The sequence below is a fragment of the Bacillus sp. SD075 genome, assembly GCF_017355165.1.
Taxonomy (GTDB): domain Bacteria; phylum Bacillota; class Bacilli; order Bacillales; family DSM-1321; genus Peribacillus.
Map to the genome: position 1 here is coordinate 107,557 of NZ_JADILK010000011.1, position 22,280 is coordinate 129,836.

20 protein-coding genes are annotated in these 22,280 nt (G+C 40.2%); 9 read left to right on the forward strand and 11 right to left on the reverse strand.

Annotation, left to right across the window (positions count from 1 at the left end):
- Nucleotides 1-200 precede the first annotated feature (200 nt).
- Nucleotides 201-836 carry a spore protease YyaC gene (yyaC, locus tag IOC57_RS10830; RefSeq protein WP_207438724.1) on the forward strand — a complete coding sequence of 212 codons (636 nt, stop codon included), beginning with the start codon at nucleotides 201-203 and terminating at the stop codon, nucleotides 834-836.
- 54 nt (nucleotides 837-890) lie between these two features.
- Here the strand turns inward: yyaC and IOC57_RS10835 are convergent, their stop codons facing one another.
- From IOC57_RS10835 to rpmH, 11 genes are all read right to left on the reverse strand, one after another.
- Complete coding sequence (locus IOC57_RS10835) at nucleotides 891-1,592, reverse strand: DUF554 domain-containing protein (RefSeq protein WP_207438725.1); 702 nt, start codon at nucleotides 1,590-1,592, stop codon at nucleotides 891-893.
- Between the two features lie 53 nt (nucleotides 1,593-1,645).
- A complete protein-coding gene (locus tag IOC57_RS10840; protein ID WP_207438726.1) occupies nucleotides 1,646-2,506 on the reverse strand; it encodes a ParB/RepB/Spo0J family partition protein in 861 nt (286 codons plus the stop codon).
- Nucleotides 2,499-3,260, reverse strand: coding sequence for a ParA family protein (locus IOC57_RS10845; protein ID WP_034316249.1), 762 nt, complete (start codon nucleotides 3,258-3,260; stop codon nucleotides 2,499-2,501). Before IOC57_RS10845 ends, IOC57_RS10840 begins: the two co-directional genes overlap by 8 nt.
- Nucleotides 3,261-3,520: 260 nt before the next feature.
- Entirely contained in the window at nucleotides 3,521-4,381 is an 861-nt protein-coding gene (noc, locus tag IOC57_RS10850; RefSeq protein WP_207438727.1) for a nucleoid occlusion protein, read from the reverse strand.
- Between the two features lie 379 nt (nucleotides 4,382-4,760).
- On the reverse strand, nucleotides 4,761-5,477 hold the full coding sequence (rsmG, locus tag IOC57_RS10855) for a 16S rRNA (guanine(527)-N(7))-methyltransferase RsmG (protein WP_207438728.1): 717 nt from the start codon (nucleotides 5,475-5,477) through the stop codon (nucleotides 4,761-4,763).
- A gap of 30 nt (nucleotides 5,478-5,507) precedes the next feature.
- Complete coding sequence (mnmG, locus tag IOC57_RS10860; RefSeq protein WP_207438729.1) at nucleotides 5,508-7,394, reverse strand: tRNA uridine-5-carboxymethylaminomethyl(34) synthesis enzyme MnmG; 1,887 nt, start codon at nucleotides 7,392-7,394, stop codon at nucleotides 5,508-5,510.
- 21 nt (nucleotides 7,395-7,415) lie between these two features.
- The gene (gene mnmE, locus IOC57_RS10865) at nucleotides 7,416-8,801 is read right to left on the reverse strand and encodes a tRNA uridine-5-carboxymethylaminomethyl(34) synthesis GTPase MnmE (RefSeq protein WP_207438730.1); all 1,386 of its coding nucleotides are present in this window, start codon (nucleotides 8,799-8,801) and stop codon (nucleotides 7,416-7,418) included.
- A 330-nt stretch (nucleotides 8,802-9,131) separates the two neighbouring features.
- Nucleotides 9,132-9,752 carry an RNA-binding cell elongation regulator Jag/EloR gene (jag, locus tag IOC57_RS10870; protein WP_207438731.1) on the reverse strand — a complete coding sequence of 207 codons (621 nt, stop codon included), beginning with the start codon at nucleotides 9,750-9,752 and terminating at the stop codon, nucleotides 9,132-9,134.
- Nucleotides 9,749-10,537: a YidC family membrane integrase SpoIIIJ gene (spoIIIJ, locus tag IOC57_RS10875; RefSeq protein ID WP_063234312.1), complete on the reverse strand. Its 789-nt coding sequence runs from the start codon at nucleotides 10,535-10,537 to the stop codon at nucleotides 9,749-9,751. Before spoIIIJ ends, jag begins: the two co-directional genes overlap by 4 nt.
- A gap of 175 nt (nucleotides 10,538-10,712) precedes the next feature.
- A complete protein-coding gene (gene rnpA / locus IOC57_RS10880) occupies nucleotides 10,713-11,069 on the reverse strand; it encodes a ribonuclease P protein component (RefSeq protein WP_207438732.1) in 357 nt (118 codons plus the stop codon).
- Between the two features lie 80 nt (nucleotides 11,070-11,149).
- Nucleotides 11,150-11,284 (reverse strand): 50S ribosomal protein L34, encoded by a 135-nt coding sequence (gene rpmH / locus IOC57_RS10885; RefSeq protein ID WP_034316183.1) that lies wholly within the window; start codon nucleotides 11,282-11,284, stop codon nucleotides 11,150-11,152.
- A 931-nt stretch (nucleotides 11,285-12,215) separates the two neighbouring features.
- Here rpmH and dnaA point away from each other — a divergent pair.
- The 8 genes from dnaA to IOC57_RS10925 all read left to right on the forward strand — a co-directional run bounded on the left by dnaA (nucleotide 12,216) and on the right by IOC57_RS10925 (nucleotide 22,043).
- On the forward strand, nucleotides 12,216-13,565 hold the full coding sequence (gene dnaA, locus IOC57_RS10890; protein ID WP_057914144.1) for a chromosomal replication initiator protein DnaA: 1,350 nt from the start codon (nucleotides 12,216-12,218) through the stop codon (nucleotides 13,563-13,565).
- A gap of 192 nt (nucleotides 13,566-13,757) precedes the next feature.
- Nucleotides 13,758-14,894, forward strand: a complete 1,137-nt coding sequence (dnaN, locus tag IOC57_RS10895) for a DNA polymerase III subunit beta (protein ID WP_207438733.1) — start codon at nucleotides 13,758-13,760, stop codon at nucleotides 14,892-14,894.
- Nucleotides 14,895-15,116: 222 nt separating this feature from the next.
- Nucleotides 15,117-15,329: a S4 domain-containing protein YaaA gene (gene yaaA, locus IOC57_RS10900; RefSeq protein WP_207438734.1), complete on the forward strand. Its 213-nt coding sequence runs from the start codon at nucleotides 15,117-15,119 to the stop codon at nucleotides 15,327-15,329.
- A gap of 21 nt (nucleotides 15,330-15,350) precedes the next feature.
- The gene (gene recF / locus IOC57_RS10905; protein WP_207438735.1) at nucleotides 15,351-16,469 is read left to right on the forward strand and encodes a DNA replication/repair protein RecF; all 1,119 of its coding nucleotides are present in this window, start codon (nucleotides 15,351-15,353) and stop codon (nucleotides 16,467-16,469) included.
- A 12-nt stretch (nucleotides 16,470-16,481) separates the two neighbouring features.
- On the forward strand, nucleotides 16,482-16,745 hold the full coding sequence (remB, locus tag IOC57_RS10910; RefSeq protein WP_034316197.1) for an extracellular matrix regulator RemB: 264 nt from the start codon (nucleotides 16,482-16,484) through the stop codon (nucleotides 16,743-16,745).
- A 75-nt stretch (nucleotides 16,746-16,820) separates the two neighbouring features.
- Nucleotides 16,821-18,746, forward strand: a complete 1,926-nt coding sequence (gene gyrB / locus IOC57_RS10915) for a DNA topoisomerase (ATP-hydrolyzing) subunit B (RefSeq protein ID WP_207438750.1) — start codon at nucleotides 16,821-16,823, stop codon at nucleotides 18,744-18,746.
- Between the two features lie 97 nt (nucleotides 18,747-18,843).
- Nucleotides 18,844-21,420 carry a DNA gyrase subunit A gene (gene gyrA, locus IOC57_RS10920; RefSeq protein WP_207438736.1) on the forward strand — a complete coding sequence of 859 codons (2,577 nt, stop codon included), beginning with the start codon at nucleotides 18,844-18,846 and terminating at the stop codon, nucleotides 21,418-21,420.
- Nucleotides 21,421-21,542: 122 nt separating this feature from the next.
- A complete protein-coding gene (locus tag IOC57_RS10925) occupies nucleotides 21,543-22,043 on the forward strand; it encodes an HD-GYP domain-containing protein (protein ID WP_207438737.1) in 501 nt (166 codons plus the stop codon).
- Nucleotides 22,044-22,280 lie beyond the last annotated feature (237 nt).

The following is a 22,280-nucleotide window of genomic DNA, read 5'->3' on the forward strand; positions in this document are numbered from 1 at the left end:
GTCCCCCAAAGATATTCAAGTAATTATTTACTAGAAAATATAAATGAGAGCAATTGGTAGAGGAAGAACGTCGATCCATATCCCCTTCACCTGTTTGTATTTCCTACAAAAAATTCCTTCATCCAAAATGTTAAATACCGTATATTTTCCCCTTTTTATCCGTATACTGTAATACCAAATAAAGTAAAGGAGTTGAGCCGATGAATCTGAATTCTAGTCTATTTAATAATAATAAAAATAGATTGAGTCGCATCCTGCATGAAGATATGGATGCATCCAAACAAATTTCCCAGGAATTAATCAACATCCTTCCAACCGGAAAGCTTCAACCAATCGTCATCGTCTGTATAGGTACAGACCGTTCCACAGGCGATTCACTCGGACCTCTTGTCGGCACTCTGCTTAGTGAGAAAACTGAAAACGGTTCTTCTTCATTCCATGTTTATGGTACTCTGGATGATCCTATACATGCGATGAATTTACAGGAAAAATTAAATGCAATTAAAAAGATTCATGCCAATCCCTTTATAATCGGAATCGATGCTTGCTTGGGCAAAATGAAAAGTGTCGGCATAGTTCAAATCGGCCAGGGACCCGTAAAGCCAGGTGCTGGGGTCAATAAAGATCTTCCATCGGTTGGAAATGCTCATATTACAGGAATCGTGAATGTAAGTGGATTCATGGAGTTCATGGTCTTGCAGAACACACGTCTTAATCTTGTACTAAAAATGGCCAAAACCATTGCCGAGGGGATTTTTGAAGCACAAAATCATTATCCAATAAAACCCTCCATCACTCCTTTCACATGGTCATTCAAGCAGGAAAAAACCCTTTGATCGTTTTATGCTTATCATCAAAAAGAAGGAAGGGGTGATCTCCTTCCTTCTTTTTTATACATAATACATGAAAGTAACCAGGATGGCAGTGATCAATATGCCTGGAAGCAGATTCGCCACCCTTATTTTGGTGACACCGATAATATTCAAACCAATTGCCAAAATCATGACTCCCCCAGTTGCTGTCATTTCCAATATGAAGGAATCCATTAAAGCAGTTGGGATCATCGTATTGATCTGCATTGAAAAAATCGCGATGAATCCTTCATAAAGAATGATCGGAAATGCTGAAAAAAGCACCCCTATGCCAAGCGTGCTGGCGAGGACCAGTGCTGTAAATCCATCGATGATCGCTTTTGTTATCAAAACGTCATGATCATTCCGGATGCCGCTATCCAAGGCACCAATAATGGCCATCGCCCCAATTCCAAATATGAGCGTAGCCGTTACAAACCCCTGAGATATCGAAGTTCCTTCCTTCGCTTTCATCCTGCGTTCAATCCAATTGCCTAAAGAATTAAGCCTACCCTCAAGATTCATCCATTCACCAAGGACAGCTCCTCCGACAATACTTATAATGACAACAAGGAAATTATCGCTTTTAAATCCCATCTGCAAACCTAAGACCATGACGGCTAAACCGATACCGCTCATGACCGTTTCTTTTATCTTTTCAGGTATATTTTGTAAAAACCTTCCTAAAATCGAACCGATTATAATACAGGCACCATTCACCAAAGCCCCTAATAATACCATCTCATCCACCTAATTTTCTGCATATGTCATCACGATCTTTCCATAAAGGGGATCTAAGAGGAAAGGTTCTCTTGATCGATCAAGTTCAAAATTCTCTCTAAATCTTCTTTTGAAAAGAATTCTATTTCTATTTTTCCTTTTTTCTTGCTTTGTTTTATCGTTACGCTCGTTCCTAGTCTTTCACGCAGACTTGTCTCCCGTTGTTTTATGAATATATCTTTTTTCTGTTGTTTCTTAGGTTTGGTTTCACGTGAAACGGTATCATTCAACTGATGTATATATTGCTCTAGCTGTCTGACATTCATACCTTCTTTGAGGATTTTATCCACTACCGGCTTAAGCATCTCCTTTTTCTTTAAACCTAGCAATGCCCGGCCATGCCCCATCGAAATTTCCCCATCGGAGATATATCTCCTAATCCCTTCAGGCAAAGAGAGTAATCTAAGATGGTTTGCTATATGTGGTCGGCTTTTTCCCAGCCGATTGGCCAACTGCTCCTGAGTAAATTCCAATTTTTCAAGAAGCGTTTGATAAGCGGCTGCCTCCTCGATGGGATTCAAATCTTCTCGTTGCAGGTTTTCCAAAATCGCCAGTTCCATCATCTGCTGTTCACTCAATTTCCTCACAACGACCGGAACTGTCTCCAAACCAGCTTCCTTGGCAGCACGGTAACGCCTTTCCCCAGCCACGATTTCATATCCCTTAATACTTTTCCGGGCAATAATCGGCTGTAAAATCCCGTGTTCCATGATAGATTTCTTTAATTCCTCTATAGCTTCAAGCCGAAAGCTCTTACGGGGCTGATAAGGATTTGGCCTTAATTCCCTTAATTTGATTTCGCGCACGATTTCATCCTTACTGATCTCCCCACTGTTGAAAAGTGCGTTAAGTCCTTTGCCAAGCCCTTTAGCCATTTGATACCACTTCCTTTGCCAGTTCTAAATAGACCTCCGCTCCTCGTGACTTTGGATCATATATAATTATCGGTTCTCCATGGCTCGGTGCTTCACTCAAACGGACATTGCGGGGAATGATAGTTTGATAGACTTTATCCTGAAAGTATTTTTTGACTTCTTCTATGACCTGGAGACCTAGATTTGTTCTTGCATCCAACATCGTCAATAGCACACCCTCGATTTTTAAATCATGGTTCAAATGTTTTTGGACGAGGCGGACCGTATTCAATAGCTGACTCAAACCTTCCAATGCATAATATTCACATTGTACCGGAATCAAAACCGCATCAGCGGCCGTTAAGGCATTAAGCGTAAGCAAACCCAATGACGGAGGACAGTCAATCACAATGTAATCATATTGGCTTTGTACCTCTTCTAACGCCCTTTTTAATCGGACTTCCCTTGAGATGGTTGGGACAAGTTCAATTTCTGCACCTGCAAGTTGAATAGTCGCAGGTATAGCATATAGGTTTTCTACCTTTGTTTCCATGATAACGGTACTGGCTTCGACATCATCGACCAATACATCATAAATACATTGTTCCACATCTGCTTTGTCAATGCCTGCACCGCTTGTTGCATTTCCCTGCGGGTCAATATCGACCATTAAGACTTTCTGTCCTATGTATGCAAGACAGGCACTTAGACTGACAGAAGTTGTCGTTTTTCCAACACCGCCCTTTTGATTGGCAATGGCGAGAATCTTACCCACGAATTCACCTGCTTTCAACTATCTTCATCACGCTATATCTATTGATTTTTACCGTAAATCCATTTATTTCTTTCTATTTTATCATGAATGTTACTGGAAGAAATCGTTTTCTGAAATTCCTCTTAAACTTTGAAATATATCTAGAATCAATTAAAAATTCGGGAAACGTTGAATGCTTTTAAGGTGGAAATACCAGTTTTGGAGGGAAAATAAAAAAAGCTTGGTAATCGGAGACTACCAAGCGGGCTAAGGATAGGGAATCAAGATTTTTTCTTGGGTATTTTAATCGTGAACTGATAATACTCCTCGAATTCTTCTTCCTCTGCATCCAAATTTATTCCATTGTCTGTAACCATACTGAGTGATTGGCGTATGGTATTCACGGCAATCCTCATGTCTTTACTAAACGCTTTTCTCTTAGGTTTCGGCTTCTGCACAGTACCTGTTAAGAGCTTGACGACCTGCTCTTCGGTCTGTTTGACGTTTAACCCTTTTTCGATGATTTCCAAAAGCAGTTTAAGCTGCTTTTCAGGACTCTTTAACGGTATCAACGAGCGGGCATGGCGTTCCGTAATTTGCTTTTGAAGAAGTGCATCCTGAACCTCCCGTGGCAGCTTCAGCAGCCGAAGCTTATTCGCCACGGTAGATTGGCCTATTCCCAGTCTTTGTGCCAGAGCTTCTTGGGTTAAACTATGCAGTTCCAATAGTTTTCCGTAAGCCAAAGCTTCTTCAATCGGTGTCAATTCTTCACGCTGAAGGTTTTCTATCAGCGCAACGGAAGCCGTTTCTGTATCGGTGAAATCCTTGATTATAGCCGGTGCCAATTCCCAGCCAAGTTTTTGCATGGCCCGGAAACGTCGCTCACCTGCAATGATTTCATATTTCCCCTGACCATAAGCCCTTACTACAATCGGTTGAATGATCCCATGTGTATGAATCGTTTGAGCCAATTCAGCAATTTTATCGTCATTAAAAACGGTCCTTGGTTGAAATCGATTAGGCACAATATCAGAAATGGAAATTTTTCTTATCTCTTCATTATTATTGCTAGGTGTCTCCATCTCTAGTTGCTCTTCTTCCTTTTCGCCAAACCCAAAGAACCGCGAAAAAGGATGCTTCATCTTCCTACACCACCTTTTAAAACTCCCAAATAACATATTCTCTATTTAAAGGACAAGTCCTGCATACATTTCCCGACATGGTTATACATATGGCCCTTCACTGTAAAAAACATGTCGACTGGCGCCATCTAGGCAATAATGAGAAAGGGACAGCCAGTTATTATACATATCAGCTGGCTTGCCGTAGATTATTTCCCTGAATCATCCAACACAGGGCACATGTTTTAACATGTACCGAAAATGCCTTCTTGTTGGCAAATGCCGTATTGAGTGAGAATAACAAAGTCATACATTTATAGTAAAAGAAAAGAAGGGCAAGTACCAGCCATATATCTGAATCAACTGCGCTAACTATAAAAACATAATCATTCTGCAAAGATTATTCTATAGGCTGCTTATTCGGTGTCCCTGGTTTTCTCGGGTACTTTTTAGGCGTCTTTTTCACTTTTTTTACAGTAATGATATTTCTTTCACTATTTTCCTCTGGCAATGTGAAAGGATGAATTTCTTCGATTTTTCCGCCTAACGTAAAAATCGCCTTCTTCCCTGTGTCCATTTCATCTTGTGCACTAGCTGCTTTCATGGCAATGAACGTCCCATCCAGTTTAACGAGCGGCAAACATAGTTCACTTAAAACCGACATCCTGGCTACTGCCCTTGCCATGACAATATCATAGGATTCGCGATGCTCCTGTTTTTGGGCGAAGGTTTCCGCCCGGTCATGATAGAAGGAAACTCCCTTTAACTGCAAGGAATCCGCAAGGTGATTCAAAAAAGAAATTCGCTTATTCAAGGAATCCACAATCGAGACGTGGATATCAGGAAAACAGATCTTCAATGGAATACTTGGAAATCCAGCTCCAGCCCCCACATCGCAAATTCGATAGGATTTGTTAAAGTCAAAATAGAAGGCTGCACTGATTGAATCATAAAAATGCTTAAGATAAACTTCTTCTTTATCGGTGATGGCTGTTAAGTTCATCTTTTCGTTCCATTCCACCAATAATCGATAATAAGTGTCAAACTGATCAAGCTGTTGAGAAGAAAGCTTGATCCCTTTCTCCAGCAGTGCTTGTTGGAACTGTTCAATATTCATGTTTTCTTCAATCCTTTTCGGGTATTTCCATTACTGAGATACTCTGGCAATCTTACCTTGTTCCAAATAAACAAGCAAAATGGAAACATCAGCGGGATTCACACCGGAAATTCTTGAAGCCTGGGCTACTGATAGTGGGTGGACCTGCTTTAATTTTTGACGTGCTTCCGTAGCAAGACCAGAAATTGCATCATAATCGATATTCTCTGGAATCTTTTTATTCTCCATTTTTTTCAGGCGATCGACTTGCTGCAAGGATTTTTCGATATATCCTTCATACTTGATCTGGATTTCGACCTGTTCCGTCACCTCATCGCTCAGTTCGGCATCACTTGGCGCCAACTTCTGAATATGGGAATAATCCATTTCAGGCCGTTTCAATAAATCGGAGGCACGGATTCCATCCTTTAACTCACTGCCGCCACTTGCAGTAATGACTTCTTGTACCTCTTTGGTCGGTTTGATGAAGTTTGATTTTAGTCGTTCCTTTTCCATTTCAACCGCTTCTTTTTTCATGAGGAATCGATTGTAGCGTTCTTCTTTAATCATTCCGATATTGAATCCAATTTCCGTTAAGCGTAAATCGGCATTATCATGACGCAATAATAAACGGTATTCTGCACGTGAAGTCAGCAAACGGTATGGTTCATTCGTGCCTTTCGTTACAAGGTCATCAATGAGAACACCAATATAGGCATCCGAACGGCTTAAAATCAGTTCTTCTTTACCCATTGCATTCAATCCTGCATTAATACCGGCCATCAATCCTTGTCCTGCTGCTTCCTCGTAGCCGGATGTCCCGTTAATTTGGCCAGCAGTATAAAGATTTTTGATTTTCTTCGTTTCAAGCGTAGGCCATAGCTGTGTAGGAACGATAGCATCATATTCAATTGCATATCCAGCACGCATCATTTCCGCCTTTTCAAGTCCTGGAATTGTTTGCAGGATTTTCACTTGTACATCTTCAGGCAGACTGGTGGATAAACCTTGCACATATACTTCCTTTGTATTGCGACCTTCAGGTTCCAGGAATATTTGATGCCGTGGTTTATCATTAAAACGTACGACTTTATCTTCTATCGATGGACAATAACGCGGACCAGTTCCTTTAATCATTCCGGAATACATTGGTGAACGGTGTAGATTCTCATCGATGAGCTGATGTGTCCCCTCATTCGTGTATGTTAACCAGCATGGCAATTGATCCGTTATGAACTTTGTTGTTTCATAAGAAAAGGCACGTGGCACTTCATCGCCAGGCTGAATTTCCGTTTTGCTGTAATCTATGGAAGAACTATTCACACGTGGCGGGGTTCCCGTTTTAAAACGGACCAAATCAAATCCTAACTGCTCTAAATGTTCAGAAAGCCTGATGGAAGGCTGCTGATTATTAGGGCCGCTTGAATATTTCAGTTCACCTAAAATGATTTCACCGCGTAAATATGTTCCCGTCGTGATTACGACAGTTTTCGCACGGTACATCGCGCCTGTTTTAGTGATGACACCCGTACATACGTCATTTTCAACAATTAATTCCTCTACCATTCCTTGAATCAAGGTCAAATTTTCTTGGTCTTCTATCGTCTTTTTCATTTCTTGTTGATAGAGAAATTTATCTGCCTGCGCCCGCAACGCACGAACAGCCGGGCCTTTAGCCGTATTGAGCATCCTCATTTGAATATGGGTCTTGTCGATATTTTTCCCCATTTCACCGCCTAAAGCGTCAATTTCCCTAACGACTATCCCTTTTGCCGGCCCGCCAACGGAGGGATTGCATGGCATAAAGGCGACCATATCCAAGTTAATGGTGATCATCAACGTTTTGGCTCCGACCCTTGCAGCTGCAAGTCCTGCCTCACTGCCAGCATGGCCCGCACCAATAACAATGACATCATAGCTACCTGCTTCGTATTGCATATCCTTTTCCTCCTTTTACTCTTATTTTCCTAAACAAAATTGAGAGAACAATTGGTTGATTAAATTGTCCTGAACGCTTTCGCCAATAATTTCTCCAAGAAGTTCCCATGCTTTCGTGAAATCGATTTGAACCAAATCAACCGGCGTACCCATTTCAATAGCTTCAATTGCGTCTTCGATAGACTGTAACGCCTGTCCCAGCAAAGCTATATGCCTGGCATTTGAAACATAGGTCAGGTCTCCCGTTTCTAAAGAACCTTCGAAAAATAAAGAAGAGATGGCTTCCTCCAATTCATCGACCCCGCGATCCTCCAATAATGAAGTGGAAACAATTTTATGGGATGCCGCCTTTTCCTTAACCCGTACCATATCGATTTTTTGAGGAAGGTCTGTTTTATTGATGATAACGATAACATCCATTCCCTCAACAGCTTGAAATAGTTTCTCATCTTCAGTAGTGAAATCATCGGAATAGTTCAATACAAGCAATATTAAATCAGCCTCTTTTAATACTGCACGAGACCGTTCAACTCCAATTCGTTCAACTATATCTTCCGTTTCGCGAATTCCTGCCGTATCGACAAGTTTAAGCGGTACACCGCGAACATTGACATACTCTTCAATTACGTCACGCGTTGTACCCGGAATATCGGTGACGATCGCTTTATTTTCATGAACTAAGCTGTTAAGCAAAGAAGATTTCCCGACATTAGGGCGCCCAATGATAACGGTCGCAAGCCCATCCCGAAGTATTTTCCCCTGTTGGGCCGTGTGAAGCAGTTTCTCTATTTCATTTTTCACATAACTGCCCTTTTCCAAAAATAAACGATGCGTCATTTCTTCGACATCATCATATTCCGGATAATCTATATTTACCTCGACTTGAGCGAGGGTCTGTAAAATTTCCTGACGCAGATTTTGAATTAATTTCGAAAGCCGGCCTTCCATTTGACCTAATGCAACATTCATGGCTTTATCCGTCTTAGCACGGATTAAATCCATAACGGCCTCAGCTTGAGAAAGATCGATCCTGCCGTTCAAAAAAGCCCGTTTCGTAAATTCACCAGGTTCCGCTAAACGAGCACCTTGTGAGAGAATAAGCTGCAATACCCGATTGACCGATACGATTCCACCGTGACAATTTATTTCAACTACATCTTCTCTTGTAAATGTCTTTGGACCCATCATGACCGAAACCATGACTTCCTCAATGATTTCACCTGTTTTTGGCTGGATAAGGTGGCCATAATGAATCGTATGTGATTTTACTTCAAGCAGCCCTTTTCCACCTGGTCCCTTAAAGATCCTATCGGCTATTTCTATGGCCTCATCACCGCTGATTCTAACGATGGCGATTGCCCCTTCCCCCAAGGGAGTAGAGATAGCGGTGATTGTATCGAATTCCATGCTTTCACCTCTTATATATTGATGGTTCTATTTTTTTCTTATAATAAAATCGTTCAATCCCTAAATTACTACAATACCACAGTATATTCATGAAAAAAAGTAGATACTCCTTTCTCCCAAGAGTTATCCACATGCAATTAATCCATATTCTGTAACATTCATTTTAACTTATCCACATGTGAATAACAAATATCTCCCGCTCCCTTTACGAATCAAGAGAATATAAAAAGAAATATGTCACTTATCGTTGAATGGATGCTTTGTAAAACATTCGACACACAACGATATCATGGCCTAAAAAAAGAACCCCTGCTCTTAAAAGCAGAAGGTTCATTTAAGTGGAGTAATGATCAAGTGGCGATATGGCTCCGTCCCACTTGAGGTTGTTTTTATTTTTGGATAATCCAAGAGAGCATTATGGATGACCTTACGTTCATAGGATGGCATCGGCTCCAGTGAAACAGCCTTACCTGTTTTCATGGCTTTATTCGCCATTCTTTCAGCCAATTGGATTAAAGTGTCATTGCGGCGATTTCGATAATCTTCTGCATCTACAGTAATATTCAAAAACTGCCTCGAATATCGATTTGCTACCAGCTGCGCTAAATACTGAATTGAATTTAGTGTTTGACCTCTTTTTCCAATCAATAATGCAATTTTATCACCTGATAAATGGAATGTTACGTTCTTACCTTTGCGGGTGACATCAATTTGTGCATCGACTCCCATTTCCACACTGACCTTCTTCAAAAATCCAAGTGTTTCTTCAATGGGGTCGGCAGGCAATGTCACATGGACAATTGCCTTCCTTGCACCAAATAAACCAAAAAATCCTTTTTTGCCCTCATCTTCTATTTCAATCTCCACGCGATCCTTAGTGCTGTTCAGTTGAGCTAAAGCTAAATTTACTGCTTCTTCGACAGATTGTCCTGTAGCAGTTACTTTTTTCACTTTTTCTTTGCCCCTCCCGCGTTTTCCGCAGCTGCTTTTCTAAGATCCGGACCTTTGATGAAATATGTTTGAACGATACCAAAAAGGTTACCAACTACCCAGTAAAGAGAAAGAGCAGCGGGGAAATTAATAGCAAAAACAACAATCATGATCGGCATGATGTAAAGCATCATCGTCATTTGTGCCGCCATTTGTGGATTGGAGTTCATTCCAACCATGGACATCTTTTGCTGGATAAAAGTCGTGATACCTGCAACGACCGGTAAAATATAATAAGGATCCGGGGAACCTAAATCAAACCAAAGAAAACTATGTAAAGCAATTTCTTCCGTTCGGCTGATTGCATGGTAAAATCCGATCAAAATCGGCATTTGTACCAATATCGGCAAACATCCCGCCAATGGATTCACATTATATTTTGAAAATAGAGCCATTGTTTCTTGCTGTAGTTTTTGTTGTGTGGCAGCATCTTTTGAGCTGTATTTTGCTTGAAGTTCTTTCATTTCAGGCTGAATGGCCTGCATTGCTTTCGAGCTTTTCACCTGTTTGATCATTAATGGAAGTAATGCTAAGCGAATGATTAGTGTAACACCGATGATTCCCAAACCATAGTTCTCGCCGAATGCTTCAGAAAGCCAAATGATCAGGGCTGATAATGGATAGACAATGTATGAATTCCAAAAACCTTCACTATCCGCAGTAATAGGTTCTTTAATTTCCGTACACCCTGCTAACAACATCATTATCGAGGCTAGTCCAATAATGAGTAATATTCGTTTTTTCAACCGTAATTTCCTCCTAACTGCAATCAATCTTTTTTAAAACAATTGTGAACTGTTTATTGGAAGATTTCAAGGTAAAGAAATCCAATTTTTCTACAGTTACAATCGGAATTTTCTATGTCATCTTTCTTAAGTTACCACATGTTCCGAGGAGTGCTTATTCTATGGTAAGGAGACATTAATGTTTTTTCATTTTAAAGTTTAGTGATTTAGAACGTTTCAGGACATGGATCAAGCTGCTTTTCACCTGGGAAAAGTCCATCTCCGCAGCTGGTTTTCGAGCAATCACAATATAATCCTTACCCTCTTCTATATCTTCTTTCAATTCCAAAAACGCTTGCCGTATGTATCTTTTAATTTGGTTCCTTACAACGGCGTTCCCGATTTTTTTACTGACTGAAAGGCCGATCCGAAAATAATCCTGACCCGGCTTTTCAAGGACATAGACAACGAATTGCCGATTAGCAGAAGACTCACCTTTTTTAAACACAAGCTGAAATTCGTCCTCTTTCTTAATCCTTAACTTTTTTTTCATTTTTACACCTTCATTACATGAATTGAGTCTCAGTAAATCCCTTATTTTGCGAAAAAAGACCACTGAGACTTTTCAGTGGTCTATGCAGATAATACTTTTCTGCCCTTACGGCGACGTGCAGCGATTACTCTACGTCCGTTTTTCGTGCTCATACGTGCACGGAAACCGTGAACTTTACTATGTTTGCGGTTATTCGGTTGATAAGTTCTTTTCATTATATGACACCTCCCTGAGGAATAACAGTTAAAGACAGTCTTTACAATTATATAGATGGAGGTTTCTACTTGTCAACCTCATCCATAAAAATATTTCTTTTTAATCTCAATGTCCAGTTGGCCTTTTTTTACTACCTAGCTTATTGTAAATGATTTTGCTCCGAACTGATATAGAAATTTTTGGGGAAAGGGAAATTTCCATCATTTTATCCATGGGCACGAATAGGGGAATCGCATTGAATCCTTCTTGATCGACCCAACATTCGACAAATGATAAGAATGAACCTGATTCATCTTTCGAATGGTATCATGCATGTCTTCCGGCTTGAACAACTTGGTTCAAGTTAAATTAATTCGACCCTATAATCATTGGTTGTGGATAAAATTCGACATGTTTTTTTCTATCCACAACCCATTTTATAGACTTTTGCACATAACAATAGCCTGTGGAAAAGTTTTTCCCACAAGCACGGTAAGTTGTGGATAAAGTTTTCTAACCCATTGCAAGACGCCTGAATTTCTGATATTATATTTGTGTTTTCACTCTGAATAACTTTATCAACAGGAAACGTTTATCCACAGACTGTGTATAACTTGTGGATAGTTTATTCTACCTGTGTGTATTAATCTGTCCACAGATGGTGGATATTGTCGAAAACCCTTTTTTCTTCTTTATTATATATTTCTTAATTTACCTGTTGATGAATAAACATTCAAATCTACACTGGTTCACCAGATGTAGTATGTACAAAGGTTGTACAGTGCACGATATGGCTTTTAGGCACTTCACATTACACAACACAAAAATTCCTTATACAGCTCACCGAACCTTTGCTGTCAAAATTAATATAAAGACGGCAATCGATGAGTTTATTTGTGCCTATACATTTAGATACACTTATTAAAAATATTTTGCAAAGGAGGGATAAGTTTGGATAACATCGATAGCCTCTGGAACCAGGCGCTCGGAAAAATCGAAAAAAAAATCAGTAAACCAAGCTTTGAAACTTGGCTAAAATCAACCAAGGCTTATTTACTGCAAGGTGATACATTAACAGTCACCGCTCCCAATGAATTTGCCAGGGATTGGCTTGAAGAACGCTATTCCCATCTTATTTCGGATGTATTGTTTGAACTTACCGGTGAGGAATTGGAAGCAAAATTCATCATTCCCCCCAATCAAGAAGATGATGATTTTACCGTTCCTGTTCAGCCTAAAAAGATAAAAAAACAGGATAAAGAGCATGCAGCATTTCCACAGCATATGCTGAATGCGAAAAATACCTTCGATACATTTGTCATCGGCTCCGGCAATCGTTTTGCCCATGCCGCATCTCTCGCTGTCGCAGAAGCTCCGGCCAAAGCCTATAATCCCTTATTCATATACGGGGGCGTAGGTCTTGGAAAAACCCATTTAATGCATGCAATCGGACATTATGTTCTTGAGCATAATCCGAATGCAAAGGTCGTTTATTTATCGTCTGAAAAGTTCACGAATGAATTCATCAATTCGATCCGGGACAATAAAGCAGGGGAATTCCGTGATAGATATCGAAGCGTTGATGTTTTATTAATTGATGATATTCAATTTCTTGCGGGAAAAGAACAAACTCAAGAAGAGTTTTTCCATACATTCAATGCGTTGCATGAAGAAAGCAAACAAATCGTCATTTCGAGTGACCGCCCGCCAAAAGAAATACCTACACTCGAGGATCGCCTCCGTTCAAGGTTCGAGTGGGGCTTGATCACGGATATCACACCTCCTGATCTCGAAACGCGGATTGCCATATTGCGTAAAAAGGCAAAAGCTGAGGGACTTGATATCCCGAATGAAGTCATGCTCTATATTGCCAACCAAATCGATTCCAATATTCGTGAGCTTGAGGGTGCACTTATTCGTGTCGTCGCTTATTCTTCATTGATTAATAAGGATATAAATGCCGATTTGGCAGCTGAAGCATTAAAAGACATCATACCTAGCTCAAAGCCTAAAATAATCACCATCTTAGAAATCCAGAAGACGGTCGGTGAACATTATAGTGTCAAACTTGAGGATTTCAAGGCGAAAAAACGGACGAAATCCGTAGCCTTTCCAAGACAGATTGCCATGTATCTTTCCAGGGAGTTAACGGACTCATCCCTGCCCAAGATAGGTGATGAATTTGGAGGTCGCGATCATACGACCGTTATCCATGCGCATGAAAAAATCTCTAAACTCATGCAAACGGACACCCAGCTTCAACGTCAGGTTAAAGAAATCCAGGATCAGCTGAGGGTATAATAGACTCTGGATACTGTGCATAACTGACGACTACTTACACACAGTCTGTCCACATGTGGATGGACTGTTTTTCCTTAGGTTAAGCGTACTTATCCACATATCAACAGGCCCTACTACTATTACTACTATCTTTTTAAATAAAAATTATTAATAAATACGCCTATTCGGCAATAAAAAATTGGAGGATGAAACATGAGATTTATAATCCAAAGAGATCGATTAGTTCATAGTGTCCAAGAAGTAATGAAAGCAGTCACATCAAGGACGACAATTCCGATTCTAACCGGGATAAAAATAAACGTTACTAGTGAAGGTGTCACTCTAACAGGAAGTGATTCAGATATCTCCATCCAATCATTCATTCCGGCAGAGGTTGACGGAGATGAAATTGTTGAAGTTAAAAGTAGCGGCGGTATTGTCCTGAATGCTCGTTTTTTCAGTGAAATTGTCAAAAAGCTGCCGATGGATACTGTAGAAATTGAAGTGGAGAACAACTTTCAAACGATTATTCGCTCGGGTAAAGCTGAATTTAATCTAAATGGACTGGATCCTGAGGAATACCCGCATCTTCCGATCATTGAAGAAGAAAATATTTTCAAACTTCCAACGGACCTTTTAAAGACCCTTATCCGTCAAACTGGCTTTGCAGTGTCCACGTCAGAAACACGCCCCATCTTAACAGGTGTAAACTTAAAGGTTCAAGATGATGAATTGACCTGTATTGCAACAGATAGTCATAGGCTTGCAATGAGAACAGCCAAAATTGAAAATAAAATTAACGGGACCTATAGCGTTGTAATCCCAGGTAAAAGCCTGAATGAATTGAGTAAAATCCTTGATGATACAAACGAACTCATTGAAATCGTCATAACCGAAAACCAAGTACTTTTCAAAGCTGAAAATTTATTATTCTTCTCAAGACTGCTTGAAGGGAATTATCCTGATACATCACGCTTGATTCCATCAGATAGCAAAACGGATGTGATTGTTCACACTAAAGATTTTCTTCAAGCGATTGACAGGGCTTCTTTATTGGCGAGAGAAGGAAGAAATAATGTCGTCAAATTGACAACCCTGGAAGGACGTATCATCGAAGTCTCCTCCAATACTCCTGAAATTGGTAAAGTAATTGAAGAGGTTCAGGCAGAAGCCATTGAAGGTGAAGATTTAAAAATCTCATTCAGTGCCAAATTTGTAATGGATGCTCTAAAGGCATTGGAAGGCTCTGATATAAAAATTAATTTCACAGGTGCCATGCGTCCTTTTGTCATTCGTCCGCTACATGATGATTCCATGCTGCAATTAATTCTTCCGGTAAGGACTTATTAGTCTAAAATAATATTTCAAAAAAAATTAAAGGCTTGTATAGCAGGCCTTTAATTTTTTTATATTTAAACATAGGTTTCCGAAGGGTTTTTAGTGTTTTTTTTACTGCTGCATGGAACGCTGAAACGCTTAAAACAGGAACTTAAAAAGCTATACTTTGTCTTAATGGGATTAATTTAGTAAAATGAAATATTAAAGACTACTTAGAGATGAGTGAGGTATGAAATGGACTCCATAAATATCAGCACCGAATATATTACGCTTGGACAATTCTTGAAATTGGCCGATTTGATCCAAAGCGGCGGAATGGCGAAATGGTTCTTAAGTGAATACGAGGTTTACATTAATGGCGAATTAGACGTGAGAAGAGGCAGAAAATTAAGATCAGGTGATAAAATAGAGATTCCTGGATTTGGCGCCTACACAATTACAAGCTAAAACATAAGGGAAGAGCGGAATATGTATATTGAAAATATAAGCTTGAAAAATTACCGCAACTATACCGAATTGAATCTGACTTTTGAAAATAAAGTCAATGTAATCCTCGGCGAAAATGCTCAAGGAAAAACAAATGTCATGGAATCTATTTTTGTTTTAGCAATGGCGAAATCACATCGGACCTCAAATGATAAAGAACTTATTCGCTGGGATGAAGAGTATGCTAAAATAGAAGGCAGAGTTAGAAAGAGAAATACCTCAATACCACTTGAGCTGACCATTTCAAAAAAAGGGAAAAAGGCGAAGTGCAACCATATTGAACAAAGAAAGTTGAGTCAATATGTCGGAAATATGAATGTGGTCATGTTTGCGCCTGAGGATCTTAACCTTGTAAAGGGAAGTCCTCTAGTCAGACGCCGTTTTATAGATATGGAAATTGGCCAGGTTTCTCCCGTATACCTTCATGATATGAGCCAATATCATAAAATACTTCAACAAAGAAATCATTACTTAAAGCTTCTGCAGACCCTGAAACAAACGGATACGACGATGCTTGACGTGCTGACTGATCAATTTATTCAGTATGCAGCGAAAATTGTCGAAAGAAGATACGAGTTTCTTTTAAAGCTCCAGCAATGGGCAGAGCCGATTCATTCGGGGATCTCCAGAAATCTAGAAGTATTGAAAATCCAATATAAACCGTCGCTTGATGTATCAGAATCTATGGATTTGACGAAAATGATAGAAGTATACACAGAAAAATTTGATAAAATAAAAACAAGGGAAATTGAACGGGGTGTAACACTGATAGGTCCTCATCGTGACGACCTGGTTTTTTTTGTGAATGACCGTGATGTCCAGACATATGGTTCACAAGGACAACAGCGCACGACTGCCCTGTCTTTGAAACTTGCCGAAATTGAGCTGATCCATGAAGAAATCGGCGAGTATCCCATTTTATTATTGGATGATGTGTTATCGGAACTTGACGATTTCCGTCAATCCCATTTACTGAATACGATACAAGGGAAAGTGCAAACATTCGTGACGACACCCTCCGTTGATGGAATCGATCATCAAACCCTAAGAGAAGCGTCCACCTTTTATGTTAGTCAAGGAAGTATAAAAAAGGTTAAATGATGAGGTGAATGTATGTATCTCCATATTGGTGAAGACATTCTTGTGAAAACGGACGATGTCATAGCCATTTTAGATAAGAAGCTGCTTCAGGCCTCTCCAATCATGAGTGAATTTTTGGAGAAAAAGTCTGATGTAACTTCCCATTTAGCAAAAAACTCGGTTAAATCGATTGTAGTGACGGACAAACAGGTATATTATTCACCGCTTGCGTCGTCCACTTTAAAAAAGCGTTCACTGCAGCCATCGCTCTTAATCGATGATATAGATATTCTTTGAATTGTAGCTAAACGTTATATTTACTCCTGAAAATTGATAAATGCCAAAAGAAAAGTGTAGGTGATACGTATGACAATGGAACAAAAAGAAGTACAAGCTCAGGCATACGATGAGAATCAGATACAGGTTTTAGAAGGCTTAGAAGCAGTTCGTAAACGTCCGGGAATGTATATCGGCACTACCTCTGCAAAAGGACTTCACCATCTTGTTTGGGAAATTGTCGATAATAGTATTGATGAGGCACTGGCTGGTTTCTGTACGGAAATCAAAGTGACGATCGAAGAAGACAATAGCATAACCGTAGTCGATAATGGTCGGGGAATCCCAGTGGGCATCCATGAAAAAATGGGACGCCCAGCTGTAGAAGTAATCATGACGGTCCTTCATGCGGGCGGGAAATTTGGCGGCGGAGGTTATAAGGTCTCCGGTGGTCTGCATGGTGTGGGGGCTTCAGTAGTTAATGCCTTATCCACGGTATTGGAAGTTTACGTTCATCGTGAAGGTAAAATCCATTATCAGCAATTTAACCGCGGTGTTCCTAAAGAAGATTTGAAAATTATCGGGGAAACCGATCATACCGGAACGACTGTACACTTCATTCCTGATGGTGAAATCTTCACGGAAACATTGGAATATGATTTCGATACATTAGCCACACGAATCCGTGAGCTTGCATTCCTGAATAAAGGCTTGAAGCTGATCATTGAAGATAAACGTGAAGAAGAAGAGAAAACTAGGGATTACCACTATGAGGGCGGTATCAAATCTTATGTTGAGCATTTGAACCGTTCTAAAGAGGTATTGCATGAGGAACCGATTTTCATGGAAGGCGAGAAAGATGGAATTTCTGTTGAATTGGCCTTGCAATATAATGACAGCTATATCAGTAATGTCTTTTCTTTTGCCAATAATATTCATACCTATGAAGGCGGTACACATGAATCGGGGTTCAAGACTGCTTTGACCCGGGTCATCAATGATTATGCACGGAAAAATGGTCTTTTAAAAGAAGCGGATGCCAATTTCTCAGGTGAGGATGTCCGGGAAGGTTTAACGGCAATCATTTCGATTAAGCATCCTGATCCACAATTTGAAGGACAGACGAAAACCAAACTCGGAAACTCTGAGGTAAGAACGGTTACGGATTCCATTCTTTCGGAACGACTTGATGCCTTCTTATACGAAAATCCCGCAGTGGCCCGAAAAATTGTAGATAAAGGGCAAATGGCAGCGAGAGCTCGTATGGCAGCGAAGAAAGCACGTGAATTGACCCGGAGGAAAAGTGCTTTGGAAGTATCCAATCTACCGGGGAAATTGGCAGATTGTTCTTCTAAGGACCCGGGTATCAGCGAATTGTACATCGTTGAAGGAAACTCGGCGGGAGGCTCGGCAAAACAAGGACGGGACCGCCATTTCCAAGCCATTCTGCCGCTAAGGGGTAAAATCCTGAACGTTGAAAAAGCGCGATTGGACAGAATCCTGCATAATGAAGAAATAGGCACGATCATCACAGCACTTGGAACGGGCATTGGTGATGAATTCAATATTGAAAAAGCCAGATACCATAAAATCGTTATCATGACAGATGCGGATGTCGATGGTGCCCATATCAGAACGCTGATGTTGACATTCTTCTACCGTTATATGAGAAAAATTATCGAGTATGGATATATATATATTGCTCAGCCGCCACTTTTCAAGATTCAGCAAGGGAAAAAAGTGGAATATGCTTATAATGACCGCGAGCTTGAAGAAATCATGGCGACCTTGCCAAGTACTCCTAAACCTAATCTGCAGCGTTATAAAGGGCTGGGAGAAATGAATCCAGAGCAATTGTGGGAAACGACCATGAACCCTGAAACGAGAACGCTGCTTCAAGTCAGTTTGAAGGATGCAGCCGAGGCAGATGAAACTTTCGAGATGTTGATGGGCGACAAGGTCGAACCGCGACGTAACTTCATTGAAGAAAATGCAATTTATGTAAAAAATCTTGATATCTGATTTTTTGACAGGATGCTTTTTACATCCTGTTCTTTACATAGTGCACGAACAGTTAAATTTAAATGAGAGTATAAGCTTTTAATAGGAGGTTGGCTCCATGTCAGAAAATGAAAGATCAGGTGTAAAAGAAATAAATATAAGTACCGAGATGCGGACATCGTTTTTGGATTATGCGATGAGCGTTATCGTGTCACGGGCTTTGCCTGATGTAAGGGACGGTTTAAAACCGGTACACCGAAGAATTCTTTATGCAATGAACGATCTCGGAATGACTTCGGATAAACCATTTAAGAAATCAGCCCGTATCGTCGGGGAAGTCATCGGTAAATATCACCCGCATGGTGATTCGGCTGTATATGAAACGATGGTACGGATGGCGCAACCTTTCAACTACCGCTATATGCTTGTAGATGGTCATGGGAATTTCGGTTCAGTCGATGGTGACCAAGCTGCCGCAATGAGGTACACAGAAGCGAGAATGTCGAAAATCTCGATGGAGTTACTTCGCGATTTAAATAAAGATACAGTCAATTTCCAAGATAACTATGATGGTTCAGAAAGAGAACCAGCCGTTATGCCTGCCCGCTTCCCGAACTTGTTAGTGAATGGTTCATCAGGTATAGCAGTAGGGATGGCAACCAATATTCCACCCCATCAATTAGGTGAGGTAATTGACGGCGTATTGGCTTTAAGTAAGAATCCTGAAATCACAATTCCAGAGTTGATGGAATATATCCCTGGGCCGGACTTTCCGACAGCCGGTTTAATTTTAGGACGAAGTGGAATCAGAAAGGCCTATGAAACCGGAAAAGGATCAATCATACAACGGGCGAAAGTCGAGATTGAAGAGAAACCCAATGGTAAACAGGTAATCCTTGTTAAGGAGATCCCTTATCAAGTGAATAAAGCAAGATTGATTGAAAAAATTGCAGAACTTGCTCGAGATAAGAAAATCGAAGGCATTACCGACTTACGGGATGAATCGGATCGTAATGGCATGCGTATTGTCATGGAACTCCGAAAGGATGTTAACGCGAATGTCCTTTTAAACAACCTGTATAAGCATACAGCGATGCAGACCACGTTCGGAATCAATCTGCTTGCTTTGGTGGACGGTCAGCCTAAAGTGCTGAATTTAAAACAATGCCTGCACTACTACTTGGAACATCAGCAGATAGTCATAAGGCGGAGGACTGAATTTGAATTACGGAAAGCGGAAGCCCGCGCACATATTTTAGAAGGTTTGCGCATTGCACTTGATAATTTGGATGCAGTCATTTCGTTAATCCGCGGTTCCCAAACGACAGAAATTGCCCGTGAAGGCTTAATGACACAATTCTCACTTTCCGAAAAACAGGCGCAAGCTATCCTGGATATGCGTCTACAGCGCTTGACAGGTCTGGAACGTGAAAAAATTGAAGATGAATATCAGGCATTAATGGCTATAATTGCAGAATATAAAGCGATTCTTGCTGATGAGGAAAAGGTTCTTGAAATTATTCGTGAAGAGCTTCTTGAAATTAAAGAACGTTTTGATGATAAACGGAGAACCGAAATCACATTAGCCGGCTTTGAAAGCCTGGAAGATGAGGATTTAATCCCAGAGGAAAATATAATCGTGACACTTACGCATAACGGTTATATTAAACGCTTGCCTGCAACCACATACCGCAGTCAAAAACGCGGGGGTCGAGGAATACAGGGTATGGGCACGAATACAGATGACTTTGTCGGTCACTTGTTAACCACTTCGACTCATGACACTCTATTATTCTTCACTAACAAAGGTAAAGTCTACCGTTCCAAAGGATATGAAATACCTGAGTATGGTAGAACCGCAAAGGGATTGCCGCTTATCAACTTGTTGGAAGTCGATAAAGGCGAGTGGGTCAATGCAATCATACCGGTGAAGGAATTTGCTGACGATTGGTATTTATTCTTCACGACCAGACATGGGATATCGAAGCGTACACCTCTGTCATCTTTTGCGAATATCCGTAATAATGGTTTAATTGCCTTAGGTTTACGTGAAGATGATGAATTGATTTCTGTCCGTCTTACGAATGGAGAGAAACAGATCATTATTGGAACGAAAGCCGGGATGATGATTCGTTTTCCTGAAACGGATGTACGGACAATGGGACGTACTGCAGCGGGAGTCAAAGGGATTTCCTTAAGGACGAATGATGAAGTGGTCGGAATGGAAATTCTTGAAGATGATGAAGAAGTCCTGATTGTTACGAAAAACGGCTATGGAAAACGGACCTCTGCGGAAGAATACCGTATTCAAAGCCGTGGAGGCAAAGGAATAAAAACATGCAATGTCACCGAGAAAAATGGAGAACTTATAGCTGTGAAAACAGTTACGGGTGTAGATGAAGATTTGATGCTGATTACAGCAGCTGGTGTATTGATCCGGATGGAAGTCGAAGGCATTTCTAAAACGGGCCGTAATACACAGGGTGTTAAGCTCATCCGACTCGAATCCGCAGATAATGAATATGTTTCGACGGTGGCCATCGTAGGAAGAGAAGAAGAAGAAGAAGACATGGATATAGAAACCGTCACGACTCTAGATTCTGATTCTGAACCTACTGTAATTGAAGGAAATGAAGGAACCGAAAAAGATACGATTGTAGAAAATGAAGGAACTGAAAAAGATACGGAAGAATAACCCTATGCAAAAAAAAGACCCAGGCAAATTAAGCTGGGTCTTTTTTTGCACATAAAATGAATTTGAAGAGTTTTTGAATTTGGATAAAAAGACTTATCAGTTTACCATGTTTTTTAAGTAGAATGATACTCACTAATACTACCGAGGAGATACATGCCCATCCTATTTTCAGTTATAAAATGATTAAAGATAGTTCCATCATTAAGGATCTTGTGAAGATAGCTGTTCTAGAGCATCATGGGCGGTTGGATGGAACGGGTTATCCCAAAGGGGTGAAAACGAAACCCATGAACTTATTCTCAAAAATTATTGCTGTTGCAGATGTCTTCCACACCATGACTTCCGAAAGGACATATCGAAGGAAACAGTCAGCGTTTAAGGTATTAGAAAGGATCTTACATGATGACTTTGGTAAATTTGATATTGGGGTAGTTAAAACCTTGTTATCAAGCTTTGCTAATTTTTCCATAGGAAGCATGGTCAAACTGAACAATGGATTCATCGCTGAAATCATTTTTATTGATGCCGGTTCGCAAACAAGACCGGTCATAAAGGTGATGGATAGTGAGCAAATTATTAATTTAGGGATTAATCGGAAATTATATATAGAAGAAATACTATAAGGTTCAAAGAAAAAGTTTACTCTTAAAAAAGCAAGCTTCTTCTTCTTGATTAGGGGTGCAGTCATGGTATTTGAAATCTATGAATTCATGTATATTATTTATTTTAAAATAACTATTGCTTTTATTCCTGATACTAGATATAATAACTAAGTCGACAGGGAAACAATAAAGTTGTTGACAAAAAATAATATACATGATATATTATTAAAGTCGCTTACGAAGTAACGACGATAAATC